This is a genomic window from Prescottella equi (genome assembly GCF_020171745.1).
GTDB classification, from domain to species: Bacteria; Actinomycetota; Actinomycetes; order Mycobacteriales; family Mycobacteriaceae; genus Prescottella; species Prescottella equi_A.
This window is the reverse complement of the sequence record NZ_JAIVAH010000018.1, coordinates 103,519-127,466: the sequence shown is the minus strand read 5'-3', so window position 1 is coordinate 127,466 and position 23,948 is coordinate 103,519. Positions and strand designations below refer to the sequence as shown.

At 67.8% G+C, this 23,948-nt stretch carries 23 protein-coding genes and 1 pseudogene; 18 read left to right on the top strand and 6 right to left on the bottom strand.

Features of this window, described 5'->3' with window-relative positions; all coding sequences use genetic code 11:
- The first annotated feature begins 116 nt into the window (after window positions 1-116).
- From LCL87_RS15445 to LCL87_RS15430, 4 genes are read left to right on the top strand one after another with little or no spacing between them, the layout of a single operon-like run.
- Window positions 117-1,958 (top strand): multicopper oxidase domain-containing protein, encoded by a 1,842-nt coding sequence (locus LCL87_RS15445; protein WP_225021099.1) that lies wholly within the window; start codon window positions 117-119, stop codon window positions 1,956-1,958.
- A 42-nt stretch (window positions 1,959-2,000) separates the two neighbouring features.
- Window positions 2,001-2,381, top strand: coding sequence for an ArsR/SmtB family transcription factor (locus tag LCL87_RS15440; protein ID WP_225021097.1), 381 nt, complete (start codon window positions 2,001-2,003; stop codon window positions 2,379-2,381).
- Window positions 2,378-3,472, top strand: a complete 1,095-nt coding sequence (arsB, locus tag LCL87_RS15435) for an ACR3 family arsenite efflux transporter (RefSeq protein WP_225021094.1) — start codon at window positions 2,378-2,380, stop codon at window positions 3,470-3,472. Before LCL87_RS15440 ends, arsB begins: the two co-directional genes overlap by 4 nt.
- A gap of 3 nt (window positions 3,473-3,475) precedes the next feature.
- Window positions 3,476-3,874, top strand: coding sequence for an arsenate reductase ArsC (locus LCL87_RS15430; protein WP_225021092.1), 399 nt, complete (start codon window positions 3,476-3,478; stop codon window positions 3,872-3,874).
- 21 nt (window positions 3,875-3,895) lie between these two features.
- Here LCL87_RS15430 and LCL87_RS15425 read toward each other — a convergent pair whose 3' ends face one another.
- Window positions 3,896-4,372 carry an ArsI/CadI family heavy metal resistance metalloenzyme gene (locus LCL87_RS15425; RefSeq protein WP_225021090.1) on the bottom strand — a complete coding sequence of 159 codons (477 nt, stop codon included), beginning with the start codon at window positions 4,370-4,372 and terminating at the stop codon, window positions 3,896-3,898.
- A gap of 97 nt (window positions 4,373-4,469) precedes the next feature.
- On the opposite strand from LCL87_RS15425, the gene LCL87_RS15420 reads away from it, so the two are divergent.
- The 11 genes and pseudogenes from LCL87_RS15420 (at window position 4,470) to LCL87_RS15370 (ending at window position 17,075) form a co-directional block, all read left to right on the top strand.
- Entirely contained in the window at window positions 4,470-4,838 is a 369-nt protein-coding gene (locus LCL87_RS15420) for an Rv2640c family ArsR-like transcriptional regulator (protein WP_225021087.1), read from the top strand.
- A 211-nt stretch (window positions 4,839-5,049) separates the two neighbouring features.
- Window positions 5,050-6,135: pseudogene (locus tag LCL87_RS15415) on the top strand (carboxylate-amine ligase); the annotation flags it as partial.
- A gap of 55 nt (window positions 6,136-6,190) precedes the next feature.
- Window positions 6,191-7,975, top strand: a complete 1,785-nt coding sequence (locus tag LCL87_RS15410; RefSeq protein WP_225021085.1) for an N-acetylglutaminylglutamine amidotransferase — start codon at window positions 6,191-6,193, stop codon at window positions 7,973-7,975.
- On the top strand, window positions 7,972-9,855 hold the full coding sequence (locus tag LCL87_RS15405; RefSeq protein WP_225021084.1) for an alpha/beta fold hydrolase: 1,884 nt from the start codon (window positions 7,972-7,974) through the stop codon (window positions 9,853-9,855). Before LCL87_RS15410 ends, LCL87_RS15405 begins: the two co-directional genes overlap by 4 nt.
- A gap of 16 nt (window positions 9,856-9,871) precedes the next feature.
- A complete protein-coding gene (locus LCL87_RS15400) occupies window positions 9,872-11,026 on the top strand; it encodes an amidohydrolase (RefSeq protein ID WP_225021082.1) in 1,155 nt (384 codons plus the stop codon).
- Between the two features lie 23 nt (window positions 11,027-11,049).
- A complete protein-coding gene (locus tag LCL87_RS15395) occupies window positions 11,050-11,673 on the top strand; it encodes a class I SAM-dependent methyltransferase (protein ID WP_225021080.1) in 624 nt (207 codons plus the stop codon).
- A gap of 134 nt (window positions 11,674-11,807) precedes the next feature.
- On the top strand, window positions 11,808-12,296 hold the full coding sequence (locus LCL87_RS15390; protein WP_225021077.1) for a DUF1269 domain-containing protein: 489 nt from the start codon (window positions 11,808-11,810) through the stop codon (window positions 12,294-12,296).
- 30 nt (window positions 12,297-12,326) lie between these two features.
- The gene (locus LCL87_RS15385) at window positions 12,327-13,520 is read left to right on the top strand and encodes an AI-2E family transporter (protein ID WP_225021076.1); all 1,194 of its coding nucleotides are present in this window, start codon (window positions 12,327-12,329) and stop codon (window positions 13,518-13,520) included.
- Window positions 13,521-13,641: 121 nt separating this feature from the next.
- Complete coding sequence (locus tag LCL87_RS15380) at window positions 13,642-15,180, top strand: arylsulfatase (RefSeq protein ID WP_225021074.1); 1,539 nt, start codon at window positions 13,642-13,644, stop codon at window positions 15,178-15,180.
- Between the two features lie 5 nt (window positions 15,181-15,185).
- Window positions 15,186-16,127 (top strand): HAD family hydrolase, encoded by a 942-nt coding sequence (locus LCL87_RS15375; protein WP_225021072.1) that lies wholly within the window; start codon window positions 15,186-15,188, stop codon window positions 16,125-16,127.
- A 15-nt stretch (window positions 16,128-16,142) separates the two neighbouring features.
- Window positions 16,143-17,075 carry a formylglycine-generating enzyme family protein gene (locus LCL87_RS15370; protein ID WP_510850779.1) on the top strand — a complete coding sequence of 311 codons (933 nt, stop codon included), beginning with the start codon at window positions 16,143-16,145 and terminating at the stop codon, window positions 17,073-17,075.
- Window positions 17,076-17,100: 25 nt separating this feature from the next.
- On the opposite strand, the gene LCL87_RS15365 is transcribed toward LCL87_RS15370, so the two are convergent.
- The 3 genes from LCL87_RS15365 to LCL87_RS15355 form a co-directional block, all read right to left on the bottom strand.
- Window positions 17,101-17,700 (bottom strand): hypothetical protein, encoded by a 600-nt coding sequence (locus LCL87_RS15365; protein ID WP_225021070.1) that lies wholly within the window; start codon window positions 17,698-17,700, stop codon window positions 17,101-17,103.
- A gap of 109 nt (window positions 17,701-17,809) precedes the next feature.
- Window positions 17,810-18,151 (bottom strand): periplasmic substrate-binding domain-containing protein, encoded by a 342-nt coding sequence (locus LCL87_RS15360; RefSeq protein ID WP_225021068.1) that lies wholly within the window; start codon window positions 18,149-18,151, stop codon window positions 17,810-17,812.
- Window positions 18,152-18,387: 236 nt separating this feature from the next.
- Window positions 18,388-19,173, bottom strand: a complete 786-nt coding sequence (locus LCL87_RS15355; protein ID WP_225021066.1) for an alpha/beta fold hydrolase — start codon at window positions 19,171-19,173, stop codon at window positions 18,388-18,390.
- Between the two features lie 489 nt (window positions 19,174-19,662).
- On the opposite strand from LCL87_RS15355, the gene LCL87_RS15350 reads away from it, so the two are divergent.
- Window positions 19,663-20,964, top strand: a complete 1,302-nt coding sequence (locus LCL87_RS15350) for an HNH endonuclease signature motif containing protein (protein ID WP_225021064.1) — start codon at window positions 19,663-19,665, stop codon at window positions 20,962-20,964.
- 82 nt (window positions 20,965-21,046) lie between these two features.
- Here the strand turns inward: LCL87_RS15350 and LCL87_RS15345 are convergent, their stop codons facing one another.
- Window positions 21,047-21,853: an IclR family transcriptional regulator gene (locus tag LCL87_RS15345; protein ID WP_225021062.1), complete on the bottom strand. Its 807-nt coding sequence runs from the start codon at window positions 21,851-21,853 to the stop codon at window positions 21,047-21,049.
- 42 nt (window positions 21,854-21,895) lie between these two features.
- Window positions 21,896-22,672: an SDR family oxidoreductase gene (locus LCL87_RS15340; protein WP_225021060.1), complete on the bottom strand. Its 777-nt coding sequence runs from the start codon at window positions 22,670-22,672 to the stop codon at window positions 21,896-21,898.
- Between the two features lie 130 nt (window positions 22,673-22,802).
- On the opposite strand from LCL87_RS15340, the gene LCL87_RS15335 reads away from it, so the two are divergent.
- A complete protein-coding gene (locus tag LCL87_RS15335; RefSeq protein ID WP_225021058.1) occupies window positions 22,803-23,432 on the top strand; it encodes a TetR family transcriptional regulator in 630 nt (209 codons plus the stop codon).
- Between the two features lie 47 nt (window positions 23,433-23,479).
- Window positions 23,480-23,905, top strand: a complete 426-nt coding sequence (locus LCL87_RS15330) for an SRPBCC family protein (protein WP_225021056.1) — start codon at window positions 23,480-23,482, stop codon at window positions 23,903-23,905.
- Window positions 23,906-23,948: the final 43 nt, after the last annotated feature.

Here is a 23,948-nt window from a genome sequence, read left to right as displayed (position 1 = left end):
GAACGGGAGGGGGAATCCGGGTGGATGCCCGCAAAGGGTCAGGGCGGCAGACGGTTCCGGCGTACCGTCGGGCGAGCGTGCTCCGGCAGGGCGACCACGGGGGAGTGTGACGTGACATGAGCGGACGGATCTCGCGACGCGCGTTCAATCGTGGACTCGCCTGGACGGCCGGGGCGATCGGGGCCGGTGCGGCGGGGATGGCCGCGGTGCGGGCCCAGGATTTCGGCAGTCTCGGGGACATCGACCCGACCCGCCCGCTGCTGTTCGCGTCGCCGAAGCTCGAGCCGTTCGTCGATCCGTTGCCCCGGATCCCGGTGCTGACCGGTTCGCAGCTCGAACTGCGGGCCGCGAGCACCACGCATCGGTTCCACCGCGACCTGGAGCCGTCGCCGGCCCTCGCGTACGGCGGGATGGACTACCTGGGTCCCACGGTCGAGGCGCACGCCGGTGACGCGCTGACCGTCGCCTACCGCAACGAGATCGGCGTCCACCCGCTCGCCGCGGACTTCGACACCACGCTGCACGGCGTCACCGAGCAGGACCGGACGGCGGTGCCGACGTCGATGCACCTGCACGGGTCGGTCACCCCGCCCGAACACGACGGACACCCGGCGTTCCTGCAGCGGCCCGGGCAGGGGCACGTGCACCAGTTCCCGAACGTCCACGAGGCCACCCAGTTCTGGTACCACGACCACGCGATGGGGATAACCCGGCTCAACGTGTACGCCGGGCTTGCCGGCATGTTCCTGCTGCGCGACGAATTCGACACGGGGACAACCGGTAACGCATGGGGACTGCCGTCCGGCGAGTTCGAGCTGCCGCTGGTCCTGCAGGAGAAGATCTTCACCGCGGACGGACGGCAGAGCATCCGGGCCACACCGGTCGTGCCGCAGGGCCGCTGGGACGGCGGCACCCCCGGCGACGTCGGCGTGGTGAACGGCAAGATCTGGCCGGAACTCGAGGTCGCGCGCGGGATGTATCGCCTGCGGGTGGTGAACGCGGCATCGTTCAGCGTGTGGAATCTGTTCTTCGGCAACCGGATGCGCTTCTGGGTGCTCGGGATGGAGAGCGGCATGCTCGACGCGCCGGTACCCACGACGCGGGTGCGGCTCGCCCCCGGCGAGCGCGTAGACCTGCTCGTGGATTTCGGTGCTCTCGAGCCCGGCGGGACGGTGGAGCTGTGCAACGACGAGCCGCCGCCGCTCGCTGCGTCGCAGCGCGGGGCGCGGGCGATGCCGCTGTTCTGTCGGTTCCGGGTGGCCGACGGGCGCGGCTTCGCCGGCGCCGTCCCAGAGACGTTGCGGGGCGGCACGGGACAGCCCGCCGACCTGGAGCCCGTCCCGACCCCGCAGGTGCACCGGACCGTCACGGTGATGCAGTTGCCGGACCCGTCGACCGGCAGCGTGCTCATGTCGCTCAACAACCTCCGGTTCGGCGACCCCGACATCGAGATGCCGCGGCAGGGCACCGTCGAACAGTGGGACATCGTCAACGTCACGCCCGAACCGCATCCGATCCACCTGCACCTGGTGAACTTTCGGGTTCTCGGTCGGCAGGACTTCGACCTGGATCGCTACACCCGGGAGAACCCGGCCCCGCCGGTCGGCACCAAGTGGGCGCCGCCGATCGACGCCTTCGTCACCGGCCCGCTGATCCCGCCGGAACCGTGGGAAACCGGGCGCAAGGACACTGTCGTCGCCAACCCGGGGACGGTCACCCGGATCGTCGCGGTGTTCCCGACCGCGGACCGGTTGGGGTTCGACCCGGACGCGACCTTCGGTGTCGGCGAGGTGGCGGCGCCGGCCCCCGATCACTCCGGCCACGGCACGCCTGCACACGCCGGGCACGACCCGGCGCCGGCCGCATCCGGCCCGCTGCAGGGCTACGTGTGGCACTGCCACATGCTCGACCACGAGGATCACGACATGATGCTCGGCTTCCGGACGGTCGCGGAGTGACCCGCCGGATCGCACTGATTCGATAGATGTCAATATAGATGTATGTCGAATCAAGGCGCGGAGTGCTGTGCACCGATCGGGGGGCAGCCCCTCGCGGAGGGCCGGGCGGCCGATCTGGCCCGGATGTTCAAGGCGCTCGGCGATCCGGTGCGGCTGCGGATGCTGAGCCTGATCGCCGCACACGAGGGCGGGGAGAGCTGTGTCTGTGACATCTCGCCCGCCTTCGACCTGTCCCAGCCGACGATCTCCCACCACCTGAAGGTGCTGCGGGAGGCGGGCCTGCTCGACTCCGAGCGACGCGGAACCTGGGTGTACTATCGGGTGATTCCGTCTGCGCTGGAACAGCTTTCGTCGGTACTGTCGCCGACTGTAGGCGTCGTCGCGGGCTCGGCCTGCGCGCCGACCGTCGAGGCCGCGCTGTGAGCGCCGCGAACGTGTCCCCGGCTGTCGTCGGCAAGCTCTCGACACTGGATCGCTTCCTGCCGGTGTGGATCGGTGTCGCAATGATCGCCGGACTGCTCCTCGGCCGGACGATCCCGGGACTCGGCGACGCACTCGGTGCCGTCGAACTCGACGGCATCTCGCTGCCGATCGCGCTCGGTCTGCTGATCATGATGTACCCGGTGCTGGCGAAGGTGCGCTACGACCGTCTCGACACCGTCACCGGCGACCGCAGACTGCTGGCCGGTTCGCTGCTGCTGAACTGGGTCCTCGGGCCGGCGCTGATGTTCGCGCTCGCCTGGATCTTCCTGTCGGATCTGCCCGAGTACCGGACCGGTCTGATCATCGTCGGCCTCGCACGCTGCATCGCGATGGTGATCATCTGGAACGACCTCGCCTGCGGCGACCGGGAGGCGGCCGCGGTCCTGGTGGCGATCAACTCCGTCTTCCAGGTGATCATGTTCGCAGTCCTCGGCTGGTTCTACCTCTCGGTGCTGCCCGGCTGGCTGGGTCTCGAGCAGACGACGATCGACACCTCGCCGTGGCAGATCGCGAAGTCGGTACTGATCTTCCTCGGCATCCCGCTGCTCGCCGGGTTCCTCACTCGCCACTTCGGTGAGAAGGCCAGGGGGCGTGAGTGGTACGAGTCGACGTTCCTGCCGAGGATCGGCCCGTGGGCGCTCTACGGCCTGCTGTTCACGATCGTGATCCTGTTCGCGCTACAGGGCGACCAGATCACCTCGCAGCCACTCGATGTCGTACGGATCGCGATCCCGCTGCTGGCGTACTTCGCGATCATGTGGGGCGGCGGCTATCTGCTCGGCGCGGCGATGGGGCTGGGATACGAGCGCACCACCACACTCGCGTTCACCGCGGCGGGCAACAACTTCGAGCTCGCGATCGCCGTCGCGATCGCCACCTACGGCGTCACCTCCGGACAGGCGCTCGCAGGAGTGGTCGGGCCGTTGATCGAGGTGCCGGTGCTGGTCGGCCTGGTCTACGTGTCCCTCGCGCTGCGTAAGCGTTTCGATCGAAGAATGCCGACCGCCATGTCGGCGTCGAAGGAGTCCTGAGTCGTGTCGATCCCCAGCGTGCTCTTCGTCTGCATCCACAACGCCGGCCGATCCCAGATGGCGGCCGGTTTCCTCGCGGCGCTGGCCGGTGGCCGAATCGAGGTTCGTTCCGCCGGCAGTGCTCCGGCCGACGCCGTCAACCCCGCCGCGGTCGTGGCGATGTCGGAACTCGGAATCGATATCTCGACGCAGTCCCCGAAGATCCTCACCGTCGACGCGGTGCAGGCCTCCGACGTCGTGATCACGATGGGCTGCGGCGACACCTGCCCGGTCTTCCCCGGAAAGTCCTACCGCGACTGGGTTCTCGACGATCCGGCCGGACAGGGGCTCGACGCCGTGCGACCCATTCGCGACGAGATCCGTACGCGGGTGGAGGCGTTGATCGCCGAGCTCCTGCCGTAGCCGGCAGGAGGGGAGTTCTGCTCAGCAGCAGGACGATCCGGTCGGTTCGGATTCGCCCGGAGCGGCTGTTCCGCAGCACACTCCGCCACCGGACGTCTCGTCCTCGAGGTGCTGCGGGCTGGAGCCGAACGTCTCGGAGTCGGCGAGCACGGTGTAGACCTCCCACTTCTCGCCGGCCGGGCCGGTGACCCACACCTTGTCCTGGGTCGCGAAGCAGCACGTGGTGCCGATTTCCTCGTCGGTGAACAGGCCCTCGTCGGTGAGGCGGGCGATCTCCGCGTGTACCTTCGCGCTCGATTCGACCTCGACGCCGAGGTGGTTGATCGTGCCGCCCTTGCCGGGGTTCTCGAGCAGTACGAGTTTCAGCGGCGGTTCGGCGATCGCGAAGTTGGCGTAGCCGGGCTTCAGCTTGGCGGGCTGCGTGCCGAACAGTTTGGAGTAGAAGTCGACCGCCTCCTGCAGGTCGTCGACGTTGAGTGCGAGCTGGGCGCGTGACATGAGAGCCTCCGGGCTATGCGACATATATCGAATTCCTTGCGGAGTTCAGGGTGCCACCTTTTCGACATAAGTCAAGGAGCTGGTTAGGATCGGCGGCATGCCGAAGTCCCTGCCCATCGTCGACGTCAGCGCACCGATCTGCTGCGCGCCGGTATCGGCTGCGCCGATGAGCGACGACGCCGCGCTCCAGGTCGCGCTCCGGCTGAAAGCGCTCGCGGATCCGGTCCGGATCAAGCTCGTGTCGATCCTGCTCACCACGGACGCCGGTGAAGTCTGCACATGCGACCTCGCCACCGGTGTAGGCCTCGCGGAGTCGACCGTCAGCCACCACCTCGGCCAACTTCGGAAAGCCGGCATGGTCGAGTCCGAGCGCCGCGGCATGAACGTCTACTACCGGGCGCGCGGTGAATCGCTGGACGCGCTCCGCCTGGTGCTCGACCCGAACTGCTGCGGCGGGTCTCGATAGCTCCGTGCGTCGCGGTGCCGCAAGGTCGCGGCTGGGTATCAACATGCCAACGAACGCCGAAACATGCGTGTCGGCGGTCGCGAGGGTGCGAACACTGATTCGGGCGCCTGGTTGAAATCCTGGCGGCCGGGGTAAGCGATCGACGAGTCGGTCGCGTGCGGAACGTCGCGCACTACCCGGATCACTCGTCGACGGACAGGGAGGACCCTGTATGAGCGGGCGCAAGCTCGGTGTCGAAGAGGAATTCCACCTCATCGATGCCGAGACCCGGCGACTCGTCACACGCGCGCCGGATCTGCTCCGGCGACTACCCGGTGACGTCTACGTCGAGGAACTGCAGCGCTGTGTCGTCGAGGTCAACAGCGGTGTCTTCCCGCGCCTGGCCGACCTGCGCGCCGACCTGACCCATCGGCGACGGGTACTCGTCGACACCGCCGCCGAACTCGGTGTCGGGGTGGTGGCCGCGGGGGCGGTGCCGCTCTCGGTGCCCGCCGAGATGGCCGTCACCGAGACGCCCCGGTACCGGCGCATGCTGGCCGACTATCAGCTCCTCGCCCGCGAGCAGCTGATCTGCGGCACCCAGGTGCACGTCGACGTGGCGGACCGCGACGAGGCCGTGCGGATCGCCAACCGTGTCGCCCCGTATCTGCCGATCTTCCTGGCCCTGAGCGCGAGCTCGCCGTTCTGGGCCGACGGCACCGACACCGGGTACGCCAGCATGCGATCCCTGGTGTGGAGCCGATGGCCCACCACGGGTCCTGCGGCGCCGGTGCACTCCGCCGCGGAGTACGACCGACTGATCGCCGACCTCGTCGCGAGCGGGGTGATCAGCGGCCCCGGAATGGTCTATTTCGATCTGCGACCGTCCGATCGGTACTCGACGCTCGAGCTGCGGGTGTGTGACAGCTGCCCGTCGCTGGACACGATCGCACTCGTCGCCGGACTGTTCCGCGCCCTCGTCGACCGCGAGGCGGAGGCACTGCGCAAGGGGAGGCCGCCACTGGAGGTCTCGCCCACGCTGGTACGCGCCGCCATGTGGCGGGCGGCGCGTTCCGGCCTCGAGGGTGACCTGGTCGATGTGGAAGCGGTGACGCCGCTTCCGGCCCCGCAGGTCGTCGAGGGGCTGATCGGGTCGCTGCGACCCCACCTCGAGGACGCCGGGGACTGGGACGTGGTCTCCGCGCTGGCGGCCAGGACCCTGTGGCTCGGAAGCTCGTCGGCGCGGCAGCGGCGGACCCTGCACCGTCGCGGCCGGCTGACCGATGTCGTGGATCTGTTGGTGGCCGAGACCGCCGGCACCGAGGATCCTTGGACCTTGACCGGGGACGACATCCCGGGAGGAGTTGCCGAGCATGTGTGGCATATGCGGTGAGCTTCGTTTCGACGGGACGTCGCCCGACGTAGGTGCGGTGGCCCGGATGACCGACGCGATGGTGACGCGCGGGCCGGATGCGGCCGGCGCGTACGCCCAGCAGTCGGTGGCGTTCGGCCATCGCCGATTGTGCATCATCGACCTGTCCGCGCGCGGTGGTCAGCCGATGGTCGACAGCGAGCTCCGGCTGTCGCTGGTGTTCAACGGCTGCATCTACAACTACAAGGAACTGCGCGAGGAACTGCAGCAGGCCGGCTACCGCTTCTTCTCGACGGCGGACAGCGAGGTGGTGCTCAAGAGCTTCCACCGCTGGGGCGCGGATTGCGTGCACCGCTTCAAGGGCATGTTCGCGTTCGCGGTGCACGACATCGACTCGGGCGTGGTGACGTTCGTCCGGGATCGTCTGGGGATCAAACCCCTGTACTTCGCGGAGCAGCCGGAGCGGCTGCGGTTCGCCTCGACGGTGCAGGCGCTGTTGCGCGGCGGCGGCATCGACACCACGGTCGATCGGGTTGCGCTGCACCACTATCTGAGCTTCGCTGCCGCGGTCCCGGCACCGCACACCATGTTCGCGGGTGTGCGCAAGCTGCCGCCGGCGACGATCCGGGTGGTGCAGCCGGACGGATCCGCCACCGAAAGGCGCTACTGGGAACCTCGGTTCGAACCGGATCCGGAACGGGCGGCGTGGACGCCGGGGAATTGGCAGCAGGCCCTGATGGACTCGCTGCGCACGGCGGTGTCGCGCCGGATGGTCGCCGACGTACCGGTCGGGGTGTTGCTGTCGGGCGGCATCGATTCGAGTCTGCTCGTGGCACTGCTGGCCGAACAGGGGCAGCGGGATCTCGCCACCTTCAGTATCGGATTCGACTCGGCGGGAGGGGAATCCGGAAACGAGTACGTGTACTCCGACCTGATCGCGCGGACGTTCGGTACCGATCACCGGCAGATCCACATCGATCCGTCGCGGCTCCCGGCGGCGGTCCCGAAGGCGATCGCAGCGATGAGCGAACCGATGCTCAGCCACGACTGCGTGGCGTTCTTCCTCCTGTCGGAAGAGGTCTCCAAGTCGGTCAAGGTGGTGCAGTCCGGTCAGGGCGCGGACGAGATCCTCGGTGGCTACCACTGGTATCCGCCCCTGGTCGGTGTGGCCCGCGAACAGTCCGCCGAGGCCTACGCCAAGGTGTACTTCGACCGCACCCACGACGACATCGCGCTGTTGCTCCACCCCGACTACTGCGTCGATCGTGACGTCAGCACGGAATTCGTGGTCCGGCACCACAGCGCGCCGGGCGCCGACACCGCCGTCGACGCCGCGTTGCGGCTCGACACCACGGTGATGCTGGTCGAGGACCCGGTCAAGCGTGTCGACACGATGACGATGGCGTGGGGGCTCGAGGCCCGGGTGCCGTTCCTGGACCACGACTTCGTGGAGTTGGCGGCGAGCTGCCCGCCGGATCTCAAGCTGGCCGGCGACGGCAAGGGTGTGCTCAAGGAGGCCAGCCGCGGCCTGCTTCCGAACGCGGTGATCGACCGGACCAAGGGATACTTCCCGGTGCCCGGAATCCGGCACCTCGAGGGTGGCGTCCTCGACCTCGTACAGGACGCGTTGCGCAGCCGCAGCGCCCGCGAGCGTCACCTGTACCGGCCGGAGGCACTCGACGCGCTGTTCGCTTCTCCCAACGGCATCCGCACCGCCCGCGGCGTGAACACCCTGTGGCAGGTAGGGCTGCTGGAGATGTGGCTGCAGGCGATGGAACGGTTGTGACCACCGAGGAGTCGACGGAACCTCGAGGCGGACAGCACATCCGCTTCACATCGGGCGCGTCGGTTTCCCCGGACGCGACCGGATTCGCGCACCTCGTCGACGACGGCGGCTATCCCTGGGCCGTCCAGCGGTTCCTGTCCGGCCGGCACGGCAGCACGGACCGTCGGGTGGAACTGCCCGTGCCGGGTCCGGTCACGCGGATCGTGCATTCCGCGGACAGCGGATGGCTCGCGTGTCAGGTCGCACCCCACGGCGGCAACCGCACCCAGGTGTGGGTCGTGCGAACCGACCCACAGGATCGGTCGGCCCGCATCGTCGGCGCGCAACATGCGTGCTCGACCGAGCTGATCGGCTGGGACGGGAATCGGCTGGCCCTCACGGCAACCGACGAGGAGGGCGTGGCCGAGGCCCGGCTGGTCGATCCGCAGACCCAGGACTCCGTCACGCTCGATCGTCGCGTCGGTTCGTTTCTCGTCGATTCGTGGGCCGGATCGGCGCTGCTGCGGGTGGGTCCGCGCGGGCACCGTGAACTGCTGCTGCAGCGGGACGACGGAAGTCGGATCCCCTTGCTGCCGTCGGACTTCGGGTCGACCACCGACATGGGCGTCCTGCTCGACGACCATCGGCTGCGCGGTGTGCTCGGCCGGTACCGATCGCCCTGGGCGTCGAGCGAGGGCGAGCCGGCGCAGTACATCCGCGCGCTGGTGCGCAGCGACAACGGTGCGGAGTTCGCCCGTCTGCTGGGAGTGGCCGTCTCCGAGGAGGGCGTCTCCTACCGGGTCCTGGCCGAACGGGACTACTGCGGACTCGACGAGTTCGTCGTCAGCGACGACCACACCACCGTGGCGCTGCTGTGGAACTACAAGGGACTGAGCGAGTTGCAGATCCTGCATCTCGCGGACGGCACGCTCGATTCGCCGATCCAACTGCCGGGCCTGGTGGCGTCGGAGCTGAGCATCAGCGCGGACGGCTCGTTGCTGGCGGTCACGGTCGAGGGCCCGGGGATGCCGCCGTCGGTGGAGATCGTCGACCCGCGGACCGGCGAGTGGGGACCGGTGGAACCGGCCCGGACGCGGATCGCCCGGGCCGACGCCCCGATACTCGCCGAGTTCACCGCGCGCGACGGGCTACCCCTCACCGGTTGGCTGTACCCGGCGGCGGGGGAGGGGCCCGGGCCGGTGATGCTGTGGTTCCACGGCGGACCGGAGTTGCAGGAACGCCCGGGTTACAGCGACTACTTTCCCGCCCTCGTCGATGCGGGCATCACGGTCTTCGCGCCGAATGTGCGCGGTTCGGGTGGATTCGGCCGTACCTTCGTGCACGCAGACGAGCGGTACGGCCGCTTCGCCGGAATCGATGACGTCGCGGACTGTGTGCGGTATGTCGTCGACAACGGAGTCGGCGACCCCGCGCGCATCGCGTGCGCCGGACATTCGTACGGCGGCTACCTGACGCTCGCCGCACTCACGTTCCACCCGGATCTGTTCGCGACGGGCATCGCCGTCTGCGGAATGAGCAGCCTCGAAACCTTCTACGCCAACACCGAACCGTGGATCGCGGCCGCCGCGTACCCCAAATACGGGCACCCCGAGCACGACCGGGAACTACTGGCCGAGCTGTCGCCGATCCACCGCGTCGACGCCCTGAAGGCGCCGGTCCTCGTGGTCCACGGCGCGCACGACACGAACGTGCCGGTGAGCGAGTCCGAGCAGGTGGTGGCGTCCGTGCGGGCCCGAGGCGGGGTCGCCGAACTCCTGTTGTTCGGCGACGAGGGCCACGACATCGTCAAGCGCGAGAACCGGGACACGCTTGCGAGGACCATGGTGAACTGGCTGACGAGCCGGCTGGCGAGCGCTGCCACCCCGGTCTCGGCGATCTGACGGAGGTGCCCTGGCGATGCCAGTCGACCACGACCGACTCGTCGCGTGGCGACGGGATCTGCATGCGCACCCCGAACTGTCCTTCGAGGAGTTCCGGACGACCGCGCTCGTCAACGATCACCTGCGCTCGCTCGGGCTCGATCCGGTGGTCCTGCCGAGCGGGACCGGACTGTGGTGCGACGTCGGCCCGCCCGCCCCGACGTGCGTGGCGCTGCGCGCCGACCTCGACGCGCTCCCACTCACGGAGATCACCGGGGCGCCGTACGCATCCACGGTCGAGGGGGTGTGTCATGCGTGCGGGCACGACGCGCACACCGCGATGCTGCTCGAGGCCGCGACCGTGCTCGCGGCCGAGCCGCCCCGGCAACGCGTGCGGTTGATCTTCCAGCCCGGCGAGGAGACGACGCCCGGAGGTTCTCTCGGGGTCGTCGCCGCCGGCGCGCTCGAGGGCGTCTCGCGAATCTTCGCGCTGCACTGCGCGCCACAACTCGAGGCCGGCAAACTCGCGACGCGGGCGGGCCCGATCACGTCGTCCGGTGCCATGCTCACGGTGCGGTTGTTCTCTCCGGGTGGGCATTCGGCGCGTCCGCACCTGACGGGCGATCTGATCTACGCGGCCGCCGTACTGGTGACCGGGCTGGCGGCGGTGCTCGATCGCCGGGTCGACGCGCGTACCGCCACCGTCCTGACGTGGGGGCGGATCCGGGCCGGCCGGGTCCACAACGCCATACCGGAATCGGGGGAGTTGGTGGGCACGCTTCGCAGCGCGTCGCACCGGACATGGGCCACGGTGGAGCCGCTGGTACGGCGCAGCGTCGCAGAGTTGCTGGCGCCCTTCGGCGTCGACCACGAACTGGACTACGTGCAGGGCGTGCCGCCGGTGGTCAACGACCCGGAGGCGACGGCCGAGATGATCTCGGCGATCCAGTCCGTCGTCGGTCTCGAGAATCTGGCCGAGGCCAAGCAGTCGAGTGGCGGCGAGGACTTCGCGTGGTATCTCGAGCACGTCCCGGGCGCGATGGCGCGCCTCGGTGTCTGGGACGGGGTCGGCCCGCGCCGCGACCTACACATGCCTGATTTCGATCTGGACGAGCGCGCCCTCGTGGACGGGGTGCGTACCTTCCTCGCCCTCGCCTACGGTGGTGACGCCGGCGGAATGTCGGGGGAGTGAAGGAACGGATCAGGGGGGTAGCCATGGGGTTCTACACGGAGCGGATCGTCCCGCACCTGGTGGAGATGTCGTGCGGGATGTCGTTGACCGAGGCGTCCCGGAGGAGGGTGTGCGCGGGCCTCCACGGACGCGTGCTCGAGATCGGGTTCGGGTCGGGGCTCAACGTCCCCTTCTATCCGGACGCGGTGGAGACCGTCAGCGCGGTCGAACCTGCCGACGAGGCATGGAAACTCGCCGGTAAGCGCCTGGCCCGATCCCGCGTTCCGGTCGAACGATCCGGGCTCGACGGTCAAGCACTGCCGTTCCCCGACAACACCTTCGACACCGCCCTGTCCACCTGGACGATGTGCACCATTCCCGATGCCCACGCCGCGCTGCGCGAGGTGCGGCGAGTCCTGAAGCCGGGCGGGACCCTGCACTTCGTCGAACACGGGCTCGCGCCCCATCCGAAGGTGCAGCGCTGGCAGCGCAGATTCGAGCCGATTCAGAAGACCGTCGCGGGCGGGTGTCATCTCACACGTGACATCCCCGCCCTCGTTCGTGCTGCCGGGTTCGAGATCAGTGATCTCGATACCTTCTACGAGGAGGGCGCGCCGAGGATCATGGGTGCCCTGTCGCTGGGCATCACGGAGCCCCGCGGTATGTGATCCGCGGTGTCGCAGACGGTGAGTACATCTCTCGGCTCGTCGACAGTTCATCCGGAAGGTGTGAGTTCTCCTGCCGATCCGCCTCCTACGGTGCTTGTGAAGGAGATGTGGAGCACCGAATCGAGGAGATGACCATGGCAGGAACACTGACCGTCTGGAAGTTCGCATCCCCGACCGGCGCGGACACCGCGATCGCGACGCTGGAGGACTTGCAGAAGCAGGCACTGATCACCGTCCGGGACGCTGCCGTGGTGAGCTGGCCGGACGGGCGGAAGAGGCCGAAGACCCATCAGCTCACCAACCTTGCCGGCGCCGGCGCCCTCGGTGGTGCGTTCTGGGGGTTGCTGTTCGGGATTCTGTTCTTCATCCCGCTGATCGGTGTCGCCGTCGGTGCCGCGGTGGGAGCCGTGGGCGGGGCCCTGACCGACGTCGGGATCGACGACGACTTCATCAAGAGTCTCAAGGAACGGATCACCCCGGGCACCTCGGCCCTGTTCGTGCTGACCTCCGACGCGACCCTCGACCGGGTGCACGAGGAGTTCCACGGCCAGCATGCGGAGTTGATCTCCACGAATCTGTCCCACGAACAGGAAGCGCACCTGCGTGAGGTGTTCGCGGACTGATCGGTAGTCGATCTCGGTCCGGGAGGGACGATGACGGGCTCACCAAGATCACGATCCGGCCGGGCGGTGCCCACGGAGCCGGTGCCTACGCTGACGCCGGCGCCGTGGGCGATACCCCGAGGACTGATCGTGTTGCTCGCCGGCGCGGGCGCGGTGATTTCGATCGCCGGGATCAAGCTCTTCGCCGGAATTCTCGGTCCGGTGTTCCTTGCGTTGATGCTCACGATCGCTGTTCAGCCGATCCAGTCGTGGGTGCAGCGTCGGAGGCTCCCCGCATGGGTCGGAATGCTCATCGCTCTGATCGCGGTGTATCTGATCCTGATCGGCCTGGTCGGGGCGTTGGCGCTGTCGGCCGCGCAACTCGCCACGCAGTTGCCGCAATATGCGGACGCCGCCGACGATCTCCTGGACGGTCTCCGGTCCGCGCTCGCGAGCGCGGGCGTGAGCTCCGAGCAGATCCACAACGCGCTGAGCGGCGTCGGCATGGGCACGGTCGTCGGGCTGATCGAATCGGCGCTGCAGAGTCTCCTCGGGGTGTTCTCGAATCTGTTCTTCATCCTGGCTCTGCTGCTGTTCATGGCGTTCGACGGGATGAGCATCGGGAAGAAGATGCAGGTCGTCGCCCGTAGCAGGCCCGAGATCGCTTATGCCCTGACAACTTTCGCTGCCGGGACCCGAAAGTACCTGGTCGTCTCCACCGTGTTCGGCCTCATCGTTGCCGTTCTCGACGGCGGCGCGCTGTGGCTGATGGGGGTGCCGCTCCCGGTGCTGTGGGCACTGCTGTCGTTCATCACGAACTACATTCCCAACATCGGTTTCGTGATCGGTGTGATTCCCCCGGCGCTGCTCGCACTGCTCGACGGCGGACCGGGTCTCATGCTGTGGGTGATCGTGGTCTACAGCGTGATCAATTTCGTCATCCAGTCGATCATCCAGCCGAAGTTCGTCGGCGACGCCGTCGGAATCAGCGTGACGATGACCTTCCTGGCGCTGGTGTTCTGGGCCTGGGTGCTCGGCCCGCTGGGTGCACTGCTCGCCATTCCGATGACCCTGTTGGTCAAGGCGATGCTGCTCGACATCGACCCGGCCACCCGTTGGGTCAATGTCCTGATCGGCGAGAAGGTGGAGGATGGGCCCGAGTCACCGAAGGTCGAAAATCCTCCTCCTGCAACGGAGAACGGCAACCCGAGCGCGGTGCCGGAACCCGTCGTGCCGGCCACGTGACACGAGGGCCTTCGTGGTGGTCCGAGTCTCATCCAGAACGGGTGATGTGGACATTCGATAGCGGGCGCAACCTGATCTGGCACGGACGGAACGATATGCGGAGCGAACGAGGAGATGCGCGATGCCGGATTCGAAGCCGAACATTCTCGTGATCTGGGGAGACGACATCGGGATCACCAACCTCAGCTGCTACAGCGACGGACTGATGGGCTATCGGACCCCGAACATCGACCGGATCGCCGACGAGGGAATGCGATTCACCGACTCGTACGGCGAGCAGAGTTGCACGGCGGGCCGGGCGTCGTTCATCACCGGGCAGAGCGTCTACCGAACCGGGATGAGCAAGGTCGGCATGCCGGGCGCCGATATCGGTCTCTCGGCGGAGGATCCGACGATCGCGGAACTGATCAAGCCCCTCGGGTACGCGACCGGACAGTTCGGAAAGAACCATCTCGGTGACCTCAACAAGTACCTGCCGACCGTGCACGGATTCGACGAGTTCTTCGGCAACCTGTACCACCTCAACGCAGAGGAGGAGCCCGAACTCCCGGACTATCCGAGCGAGGAGCAGTACCCGCGGCTGTACAACCTGCAGCGACCCCGCGGCGTCCTACGCTCCTGGGCCACGGACGAGGACGATTCCACCGAGGATCCACGCTTCGGCCGCGTCGGCAAGCAGCGGATCGAGGACACCGGCCCGCTGACCAAGAAGCGGATGGAGACGATCGACGACGAGATCGCAGACGCCTGTGTCGATTTCATCCGGCGGCAACACGAGGCGGAGACGCCGTTCTTCGTGTGGCTCAACTTCACCCACATGCACCTGCGTACCCACACCAAGCCGGAAAGTGTGGGACAGTCCGGAATCTGGCAGTCGCCGTACCACGACACCATGATCGACCACGACAAGAACGTCGGCTCGGTGCTCGATGTCCTCGACGAGCTCGGCCTGGCCGACGACACGATCGTCATCTACAGCACTGACAACGGCCCGCACGCCAACACGTGGCCGGACGGTGCGACCACTCCCTTCCGCAGCGAGAAGGACACCAACTGGGAGGGCGCGTTCCGGGTTCCGCAGGTGATCAGGTGGCCCGGCAGGATCGCTGCGGGGTCGGTGTCGAACGACATCGTCCAACATCACGACTGGCTCCCGACCTTCCTTGCCGCGGCCGGTGATCCGGATGTCGTCGACAAGTTGAAGGAGGGGCACGCCGTCGAGGACAAGACGTTCAAGGTGCACATCGACGGCTACAACCTGCTGCCGTATCTCACCGGGGAGGTGGACAAGAGCCCGCGCCGGGGGATGGTCTACTTCTCCGACGACTGTGATGTGCTCGGTGTGCGGTTCGAGAACTGGAAGATCGTCTTCATGGAGCAGCGGGCCCAGGGCACGCTCGGCATCTGGGCGGAGCCGTTCACGGAACTGCGGGTGCCGAAGCTGTTCAATCTGCGGACCGACCCGTTCGAGCGCGCCGACACCACCTCGAACACCTACTGGGACTGGTTCCTCGACCACGACTACATCGCCTTCTACGGGACAGCGATCGGCACCGCGTTCCTCGACACCTTCAAGGAGTTCCCGCCACGGCAGGAGCCGGCCACCTTCACGATCGACCATGCGGTGAAGAAGCTGCACAGCTTCCTGGCGCGCGATTGATGTCCATGACCGAGCCACTCGAGTTGTGGTCCGACGGGAAAACCCGCTCCGCGATAGTCGAATTCGTCGATCGGGTCACCGACGATGATGGACCCGGCTACGTCGAGCCCGACTCACGAGTCGCGGTCTTCGACAACGACGGCACGTTGTGGTGCGAGAAACCGATGCCGATCCAGTTGGACTTCACGATCCGCCGCTTCGCCGACATGGCCGAACAGGACCCGTCCCTGCGGTCGGTGCAGCCGTGGAAGGCGGCACACGAGAACGATCTGCAGTGGCTCGGCAACGCCATGGTGAAGCACTATCGGGGTGACGACAGTGATCTGAAGTTGTTGATGTCCGCGGTCACTCGGGCATTCGACGAGATCTCCGTCGAGGACTACGACGCCCGCGTCAGCGGCTTCTTCGGCGACGCCGCCCACCCGACGTTGGACCGACCGTATCGGCGTTGCGGCTACGCCCCGATGGTCGAGCTGTTGCGCTACCTGGAGGCCAACGGGTTCACCACCTATATCGCCTCGGGTGGCGACCGGGACTTCATGCGTCCGATCGCCGGGCAGCTGTACGGGGTGTCCCCGGAACGAATCATCGGCAGTGCACTGGGGATCTCCTACCGTGAGGGCGAGGGGAGATCGGACCTGCTCTACAAGGCGGCCATGGACTTCTTCGACGACGGGCCCGAGAAGCCGGTGCGCATCTGGAGCCGGATCGGGCGGCGCCCGATCCTGTCGGTGGGCAACTCCAACGGCGACCTCCCCATGCTCGCGTTCTCCGGCGCGTCCGACTCGTCGGCACTCCGGTTGGTGATCCTGCACGACGACGCCGACCGCGAGTTCGACTACGTCGCCGGTGCGGAGGACGTCCTCGACCACGCGCGTCGCCACGACTGGACCGTGGTCAGCATGAAGGATGACTGGCGTGAGGTGTTCGCGCCCGGCACTTCCTGAGCCGAAGGGAATCTCGTGACGACCGGTACCGCCACCCTGACCGAACTCCGGGAGATTCCCGCCCAGATCTTCACGATGGGATCCGACGCCCACTACCCGGAGGAGCGCCCGGCGCACCGGGTGGAGGTCGAGACGTTCTCCATCGAGGTTCGGCAGGTCACCAACGCCCAGTACGCGTCCTTCGTCGCGGCGACCGGATACCGCACGGTCGCCGAGCGTCCGCTGGACCCCGCCGAGTTTCCGGGCGCACCCGCGGAGAATCTGCAGCCGGGTTCGATGGTGTTCGTCGGGACGCCCGGTCCGGTGGACCTGCGCCACATCGACCAGTGGTGGCGGTGGACGCCGGGGGCGTCGTGGCGTCGGCCGGAGGGGCCGCGGTCCACGCTCGCCGGCCGCAGCGATCACCCCGTCGTGCACATCGCGTACGAGGACGCGCAGGCCTACGCCGAGTGGGCCGGACGGGCACTGCCCACCGAGGCGCAGTGGGAGGCGGCGGCACGGGGCGGATTCGATGGCGCCGAATTCACGTGGGGTGACGGGGCCGAGTCGGCCGGACGGCGTCTCGCGAACTTCTGGCACGGCGACTTCCCCTGGCGTGCGGATCCGGGATACGGCAGCACGGCGCCGGTGGCGTCGTACCCGCCGAATCCGTACGGGCTGTACGACATGGCCGGCAACGTCTGGGAATGGACCGACGACTGGTACGCCGAAGGTCACGGTGGGCAGTCGTCGTGCTGCGTACCGCGGAACCCGCGCGGGCCGGGAATGGAAGGCAGCTACGACCCGCGGCAACCGCAGTTCCGGGTGCCCCGCAAGGTGATCAAGGGTGGGTCCTTCCTGTGCGCGGACAGCTACTGTCGCCGCTACCGGCCCGCCGCCCGCCGGCCGCACATGATCGATACGGGCATGAGCCACATCGGGTTCCGGTGTGTCGCGGACCTCGTGTAGACCCCTCGCGGGGCCGATCCGTCCGCTACGGAGTACCGAACGCCGCGGTGCACTCGGGCACGTGGAGGTCGCCGATTCGTCGGCCGAATTCTTTGAACTCGGCGCGTTCTTCCGGGCTCAACGCCGGTTCGGTCCGCTTGACCACCTCCTCCATCTCCTGCACCCCCGCCGCGTCGAGTCCCTTCGGGTTGGCGTCCAGTACGACGGCGATCTTGGCGATGATCGTCTTCCACACACGGTGACTGGCATCGAGGATGGGTTTGATTTCCGCGGCGTCGGCAACGGGCGGCGCAGGCATGTCGATGAGGGTGTCGAGGGCGGGCAGACTCGCGTCGAACGAGTGCTGGACGCGGGCGACGGTCTTGGCGTCGAACGAGTCGTCCCGGTCGAGGATTGTGAGGGTCTCGAGCAACGACGTGTACGCGGTGCAGAACTCGGCGGCCCACGTGGTGAGGTCGGTGGCGACGGTATCGGACTTCCTGATCGGTGCCGTGGCCGTGGTGGCGGCGCTGGAACCCGACTTGGCTATCCGTGTCTCGGTCACCTCCGTGGCACACCCCGCGACGGCGACGGTCGCGACCGCCGCGACCGCCAGCCACTGCGCCCGGCGCAACCCTCGATTCATTACGAACATCTGTCCCCCCGGAGAAAGGTACGCGAAGGCCTCACGCTAGCGGTGCCGCCGTGTCGCGCCGCACCCGGGATCGGACCGGTGGGGGACTGCAATCGTCCCGCTAGCTCGGCGAGATCCACGCGTCGTCGAAGAGCATGATGTCGGTGATGCTGCGTTTGACGCCCTGGACATCGGTGTCCCACGCGGTCAGCACCGTCGCGGGACCCCAGACGACGTAGGGCACCGTCTCGTCGGCGTACTGCTGCACTCGGCCGATCGCGGCGCGCGTGTCGTCGTCGGTAGGTGCGGTCTGCACGTCGCGGATCAGTTCGTCCATCCGGGGATCGGCGAAACCGCCTGCGTTGTTGCGTGAGTCGCTCGCCATGCTGCTGTACAGGTTGATGTACGGCGCTTCCTCGCCGATCTGCGCTCCTCCGCGCGATCCGGAGATCTGCGAGCCCATCAAGCCCTCCCGAGGAAATCCGCTTCACTCGCAGTTGACCTAGCCCTTCGCGAACACCTCCGGAGATGCCGGTGATGCCCCCATGTCGTGAGGGGCATCGCCGACTTTTGCCGAACAATCAGTGGACACGTCGCGGTGGCCGTCAACGCCACGCCCCGTCGATGGTGGCGAATCCCATGTCCATCCAGTGAATCCAGTTGCCGGACTTATCCTGCCGCTGCCAGCGTCTGATGATGTCATCGAGTCTGCACATGCTCGTCGAGGAAATGCTGTGTCATCTCGGCAATCTCCGCCGCGTGGGCATGGAACAGGTAGTGGTGGCCGTCCATGATCGTGACCTGCTGGATAGCCGGGTTGCTGATCGCGGCGTGGTGCGCGGGTTCCCATTCCGGCTCCACCTCGAGCGTGGAGGCAGCGAGGAACGACAGAGCGGGCAGTGTCGGCGGGAACACGGCGCCCTCGGCGGCCTGCACGTTCTCCGCTTCGCGGGCCATCTCGTCCAGCAGGGTCGGGTTCAACACCCATGAGTACGCACGCAGGTACAGGTCCTGCTGTTCCGGCGTGTACTCGGCCGCGTCGCCGAGACTCTCCCGGTAGTCGGCCACCAGGCCCAGATAGTCGGTGCTCTTGTCCAGAGCGATCAGGTCTCGGGTACCCCCGACCGCGTTGACGACCGACATCCAACTCGGCCAGTCCGGGGAGCCCTGGGCGCTGTCGGACGTGTAGCGCTCGTCGTCCAGGCCCACCACTGCGGCGACCTCGTCCGGGTAGTGGGTGGTCCACCACATCGCATAGAGACCCGAAATCGAATGGGGCATCGGGACGTAGGGTCCTTCGAGTCCCAGTTCCCGGAGCGCGGCCCGGGTCTCGTCGACGATCGCCTCGCTGGTGCGCGGGGTGTCGGTGCCGTCGCTCAAACCCAGCCCGAAAGGCTCGACAGTGACGACGGTGTTCTGCTCGGCCAGGCGCATTGCCAGGGGCGCGAAACCGAGAATTGGTTCCGGCGTGCCCAAGCCGGGCATGAGGACGACGGTTCGCGGTCCCGATCCCTGAACCGCAACGCTCATCCGATGCCCGTCGACCTCGACATACCGATGCTCGGGGCCGATCAGTTGCTCTATGGACTGCTTGTCGCGTGGCGTCTGCCATCGATGGACTGCTGCTGAAACTGCAACGGAGACAACGATTACTGTGAGCAGACCGATGAAGATCCACCGCAGCGCACGGAATATCCTGCGTGGCGGTTTCGGTGGCTTCGGATCTGTTGTCCCACTGGATTGTTCGCGGTCGTGCCACTCGTCTGACGGTACGTCGACGGTGGCCGGATCAGGCCCCCCTGGTATCCCCATTCGTCCACCGTATCCGCCGACGACGTCCCGGTGGGCCGTTTTACTACATTTCGTAGTAGTTGCTTGTCGAGGGCTTCGGGGCGGCGCCGTCCGCCGCGCGAGATGTCTCGCGCGAGATGTCTGCCTATTGACTCGAATATATGTTCGAACTAAGCTCGGGTTATGAATCCGGGGGGACTCAACAACTCGCTCGTCGCAGTCACGGCGCCGCGGCCTGAGGACATGGGCGCGCTGCCCGAGATCTTGCTGCTGCAGACCGCGCTCGACATCTGCCACGCAATGGAGCAACTCGACGCCCTGCGGGCGGCTGCCGTTGCCGAAATTGACGAGCGCGCAGTCTCGTTCGACACCCTCGGGTTCCGCAGCGTCAAGCAGTGGCTGGCCGCCAACACGCTGCTGGAAGTGTCGACCACAACACGGATCCTGACCTTGGGGCGCATGCTCGGCCGGCAACCCGAGATCGCCGACGCCTTCAACGCCGGCGCCATCTCTGCCGAGCATGCCGCTCTGATCGGGAAGTTCTGCGAGACCCCACCCCGCGGCATGCCGAACGAGGCACTCGATTCGTGTCGGAAGGTGTTGCTGGACAGCGCTACCGGACCCACAGCCACCACCATGACTGTGCGCACCTGCATCTCCAGGTTGGAGCGGATCTTCGAATCCGACGAACTCCCGCCGAGCGAGGACACCGAACGCAACGAGTTCCACGCCTCGAAGACCTTGAACGGGCGAGTTGCAGTCAAGGGTGATCTCGACGCAGTCACCGGAGAGATGCTGTTGACCGCCCTGTCGACGTTGACCAAGCCGCGCAACCCGATGGACGACCCCGCCGGCGCCCGCACCCCGGCACATCAGCGGGCCGATGCGTTCGCCGAGATTCTGCGCCGCTATCTCGACTCGGGCGAGGCCCCCATCGAGGGTGGCGAGCGACCCCATCTATCCCTGCACGTGAACGCGCAGGACCTCGCGCGTACCGGCGCGGACCACGAGTGGACAGGCTCGGATGGCGATCCGGACCTGTTCGGCGACAAAGACATTGCACGCCTGCCCCACATGGGACCACTCTCGATCGCGACCGCCCGCAGGCTCGCCTGCGACTGCCACCTCACTCCGATCGTCATGAGCGACGGCGTACCGATCGATCTGGGCCGCACCAGTAGGGCGGTGTCAAAGAAGCAGCGCCGGGCGTTGGTCGCCCGCGATCACGGCTGCGCCTTCCCAGGCTGCGGAGCACCACCCGCCCACTGCGAAGGCCACCACGTAATCCACTGGACCGACGGCGGACCCACCGACCTCGACAACCTCGTCCTACTCTGCCGCTACCACCACACGCTGCTGCACCACTCGCACTGGCAGGTGAAGATCGGCGCAGACCGCCACCCGTGGTTCACACCACCATCAACAGTGGATCCCTACAAGAAACCCATCCCCGCCCACAACCGGGCGGGACCACATGCCGCGTGACGCTGCAGCCGGCACCCGAACTGGGTGCCGGCCATAGCGGGATGGCCGAGTACGCCGAAATGCCCGGCCATTGCGGCGAAAATCACGCCGAGAGCAACCGCACCGAGGCGGTGAGGGCCGAGGCGACCGCCCGCGACGCGTCGAGCACCAGCGGCGCGCACCGCTCGAGTCGGGCGGCGTCGGCGGACTTTCCGCAAAGGGACACCGCGGCGACGGTCCCGCCGTCGACGCGGATCGGCGCGCCTACGCACATCACCCCGGTGGCCGATTCGTCGCGGGCGAAGGCCACGCCGCGCCGGGCCCGGACGCAACCCAGATTGCGGTGCAACGCCGGCAGATCCGCGATCGTCCGATTCGTGCAGCGCCGCAACGGTGTACCCGCGTAGGTCTCGTCGACCTGCTCGGGGACCAGGCTCGCCAGGATCGCCTTGCCGGCGGCCGTGGCATGCGCCGGAACCCGGCCCCCGACACGGACATTCGACGGAGAGTCCGGCCGCACCCCGACCCGGTCGAGGTACAGCAGGTCGGTGCCCTCGAGGACCCCGAGGTGCACGACCAGTCCCGTCCGGTGGTGCAGGTCGTTGAGCGCCGGCGCAGCGGCGGCGCGGATCTCACCGTGATGGCCCTCGCCGCCGCCGAGCCGGTGCAGGCGCGGTCCCAGGTGGTAGCCGCCGGGGGAGTGCTCGACCCAGCCGAGACGCAGCAGCGAGTCGAGGATCCGGTGCACCGTCGACCGGGGCAACCGGGTGCGCCGGGCGAGTTCCTCGAGCGGTACCCGCGAGGAGAAGCCACCGAACGCGTCGAGGATGACCGTCATCCGGTCGACCATCGACGGCGGCACGGCGCGCTCCGCCGGCGAGATGTCAGTCGGCTGATCGAATGTCGTCACGATCGCTCCTTTCCGTGCCCCCGGTCGAATGGTGTTGTGGGACTACCAGGTCTGGTCGCCGCGCATGACGGCGTCGGCGCCACCGTCGACGAACACGACCTGACCGGTCACATGCGAGTTCTCGGGAGAGGTGAGCCAGGCCAGCAGCGGCGCAACCTGCTCCGGGCGGGCGTGGCCGTGCAGCGGCATCGGAACGGCGCCGTCGATGGCGGCGAGGCCCTCAGGAGTGTCGAGCATCGCCTGGATCATCGGGGTGACGATCGTGCCCGGGGCGATCGCGTTGAGCGGGATACCCGCCTTCGCCCACTCCGGGGTGATCGCGGTGCGGCGCACCCACCGCGCGATCGCTGCCTTCGACGACCCGTAGACCAGGGCGCCGGCGCCACTGTCGACGGCGGACTGCGCCGCGTCGACCGCGGCCGCCTCGTCGCCGGCCAGGGCGGCGTCGACGATCGCCGGATCGGACGGGTGCAGCGACGCAACCGACGAGATCACCACCGCGCGGGGATCGGTCCCCGCCGCCAGCAGCGGGCGCAGGCCCTCGAGCGTCGCCACCGCACCGAAGTAGTTGACCTTGATGGTGAGCGGATCGAACAGCGCCACGCCGGCGCACGCGACGACGCCGTCGAGGCGTCCGCCGGTGAGGTCGCGGGCCTGTTCGACCAGCGCCACACGGCCCTCTGCGGTGGCGAGGTCGGCGGTGATATCCGCGTCGCGCAGGTCGGCGCCGATCACGCGGGCGCCCTGTTCGCGCAGGTAGGAGGCGGTAGCGGCGCCGATTCCGGAGGCGCTGCCGGTGACGAGGAATGTGCGGGGCATGTGGCGCCCTTTCGTCTCGGGGGAAGGTCGGGAGCGGTGATCGGCGTCGCGAAATGGGTGCCAATCTGTGCCAGGGTGCCAGTCTGTGCCACCCTGCTAGTGTGTGTCAAGACACATTCGGAGGTGCTTCGTGGAACGCGACCAGCGGGGATTGGCCGAGCGGCGACGTGACGCCGTGCGCATGGACATCGCGGCGGCCGCCGCGAAACTGTTCATCGCCGACGGCTTCGATGCGACGTCGGTCGAGGACATCGCGCAGGGCGCCGGGATCTCGGTGCGCACGTTCTACCGGCATTGCGAGGCCAAGGAAGACACCCTCACGCCGGTGCTCACCTCCGGCATCCGGGATTTCGCGGAGAATCTCGCCGCCCGCCCGCTGACGGATTCGGTGGCGACCGCGGTGCACGAGGCGTTCGTCGAGTGCCTGCGGCAGGACCGCTACGCCTCCCTCGTCTCCATCCGCGACCTCTTCGTCATGATGACGTCGGTGCCCGGCATCCGGGCCCGCTGGATGGTGGCGGCCCACGACCTGGCCGACGACCTGCGGCCCCTCCTCGCCGAACGGGCCGGCCTGGACCCGGCAGGTATCGACGCCCGACTGTTGTCGCACATGCTGCTCGGTGCGCTCACCGTCGCGATCGAGTACTGGGTGACCTGCGATCCGGACGACCCCGCCGGCCCCGCCGATGTCGCGCAGCTGGCGGCGTCCGCGCTGGCGGTGCTGCGCCTGGACGTCGAGCAGGCGCCCCGAAACGTTTGACCCCCAACCCCATCGAAAAAGGTTCGACAGCAGAAACGGAGATTCACATGGCTCGCTCACTCGTACGCAGCATCGTCGTCGCGGCCGACGCGGACAGCGTCTGGTCGCACATTGGCGCCTTCGACGGCCTGGGTGCCTGGCATCCCAGCGTCCCGCCGGCGGAACTCGAGGGCGATCCGACGCAGGTCGGTTCGATCCGCACCTTCTCGGTGGACGGCCGCGTCGTCGCGCGCGAAGAACTCGTCGCCCATGATCCCGAGGCTCGCAGCTACAGCTACGAGGTGCTCGACCCGATGCTCCCGATCCGCGACTACGTCGCCACCCTCGCGGTGACGCCGCAGGGTGACAAGTCCGAGATCCGTTGGAGCGCAACCTACGAGTCCGAGGACGACGCGGTCGCCACCGTCGAGCAGATCTTCGGTGACGGCGTCTACGTCGCCGGTCTGCAGGCGGTCCAGGCGCACTTCGCCTGATCGACCCCGGCCTTGGCTGAAGGGGCCCTTCGTACGCCGGCAG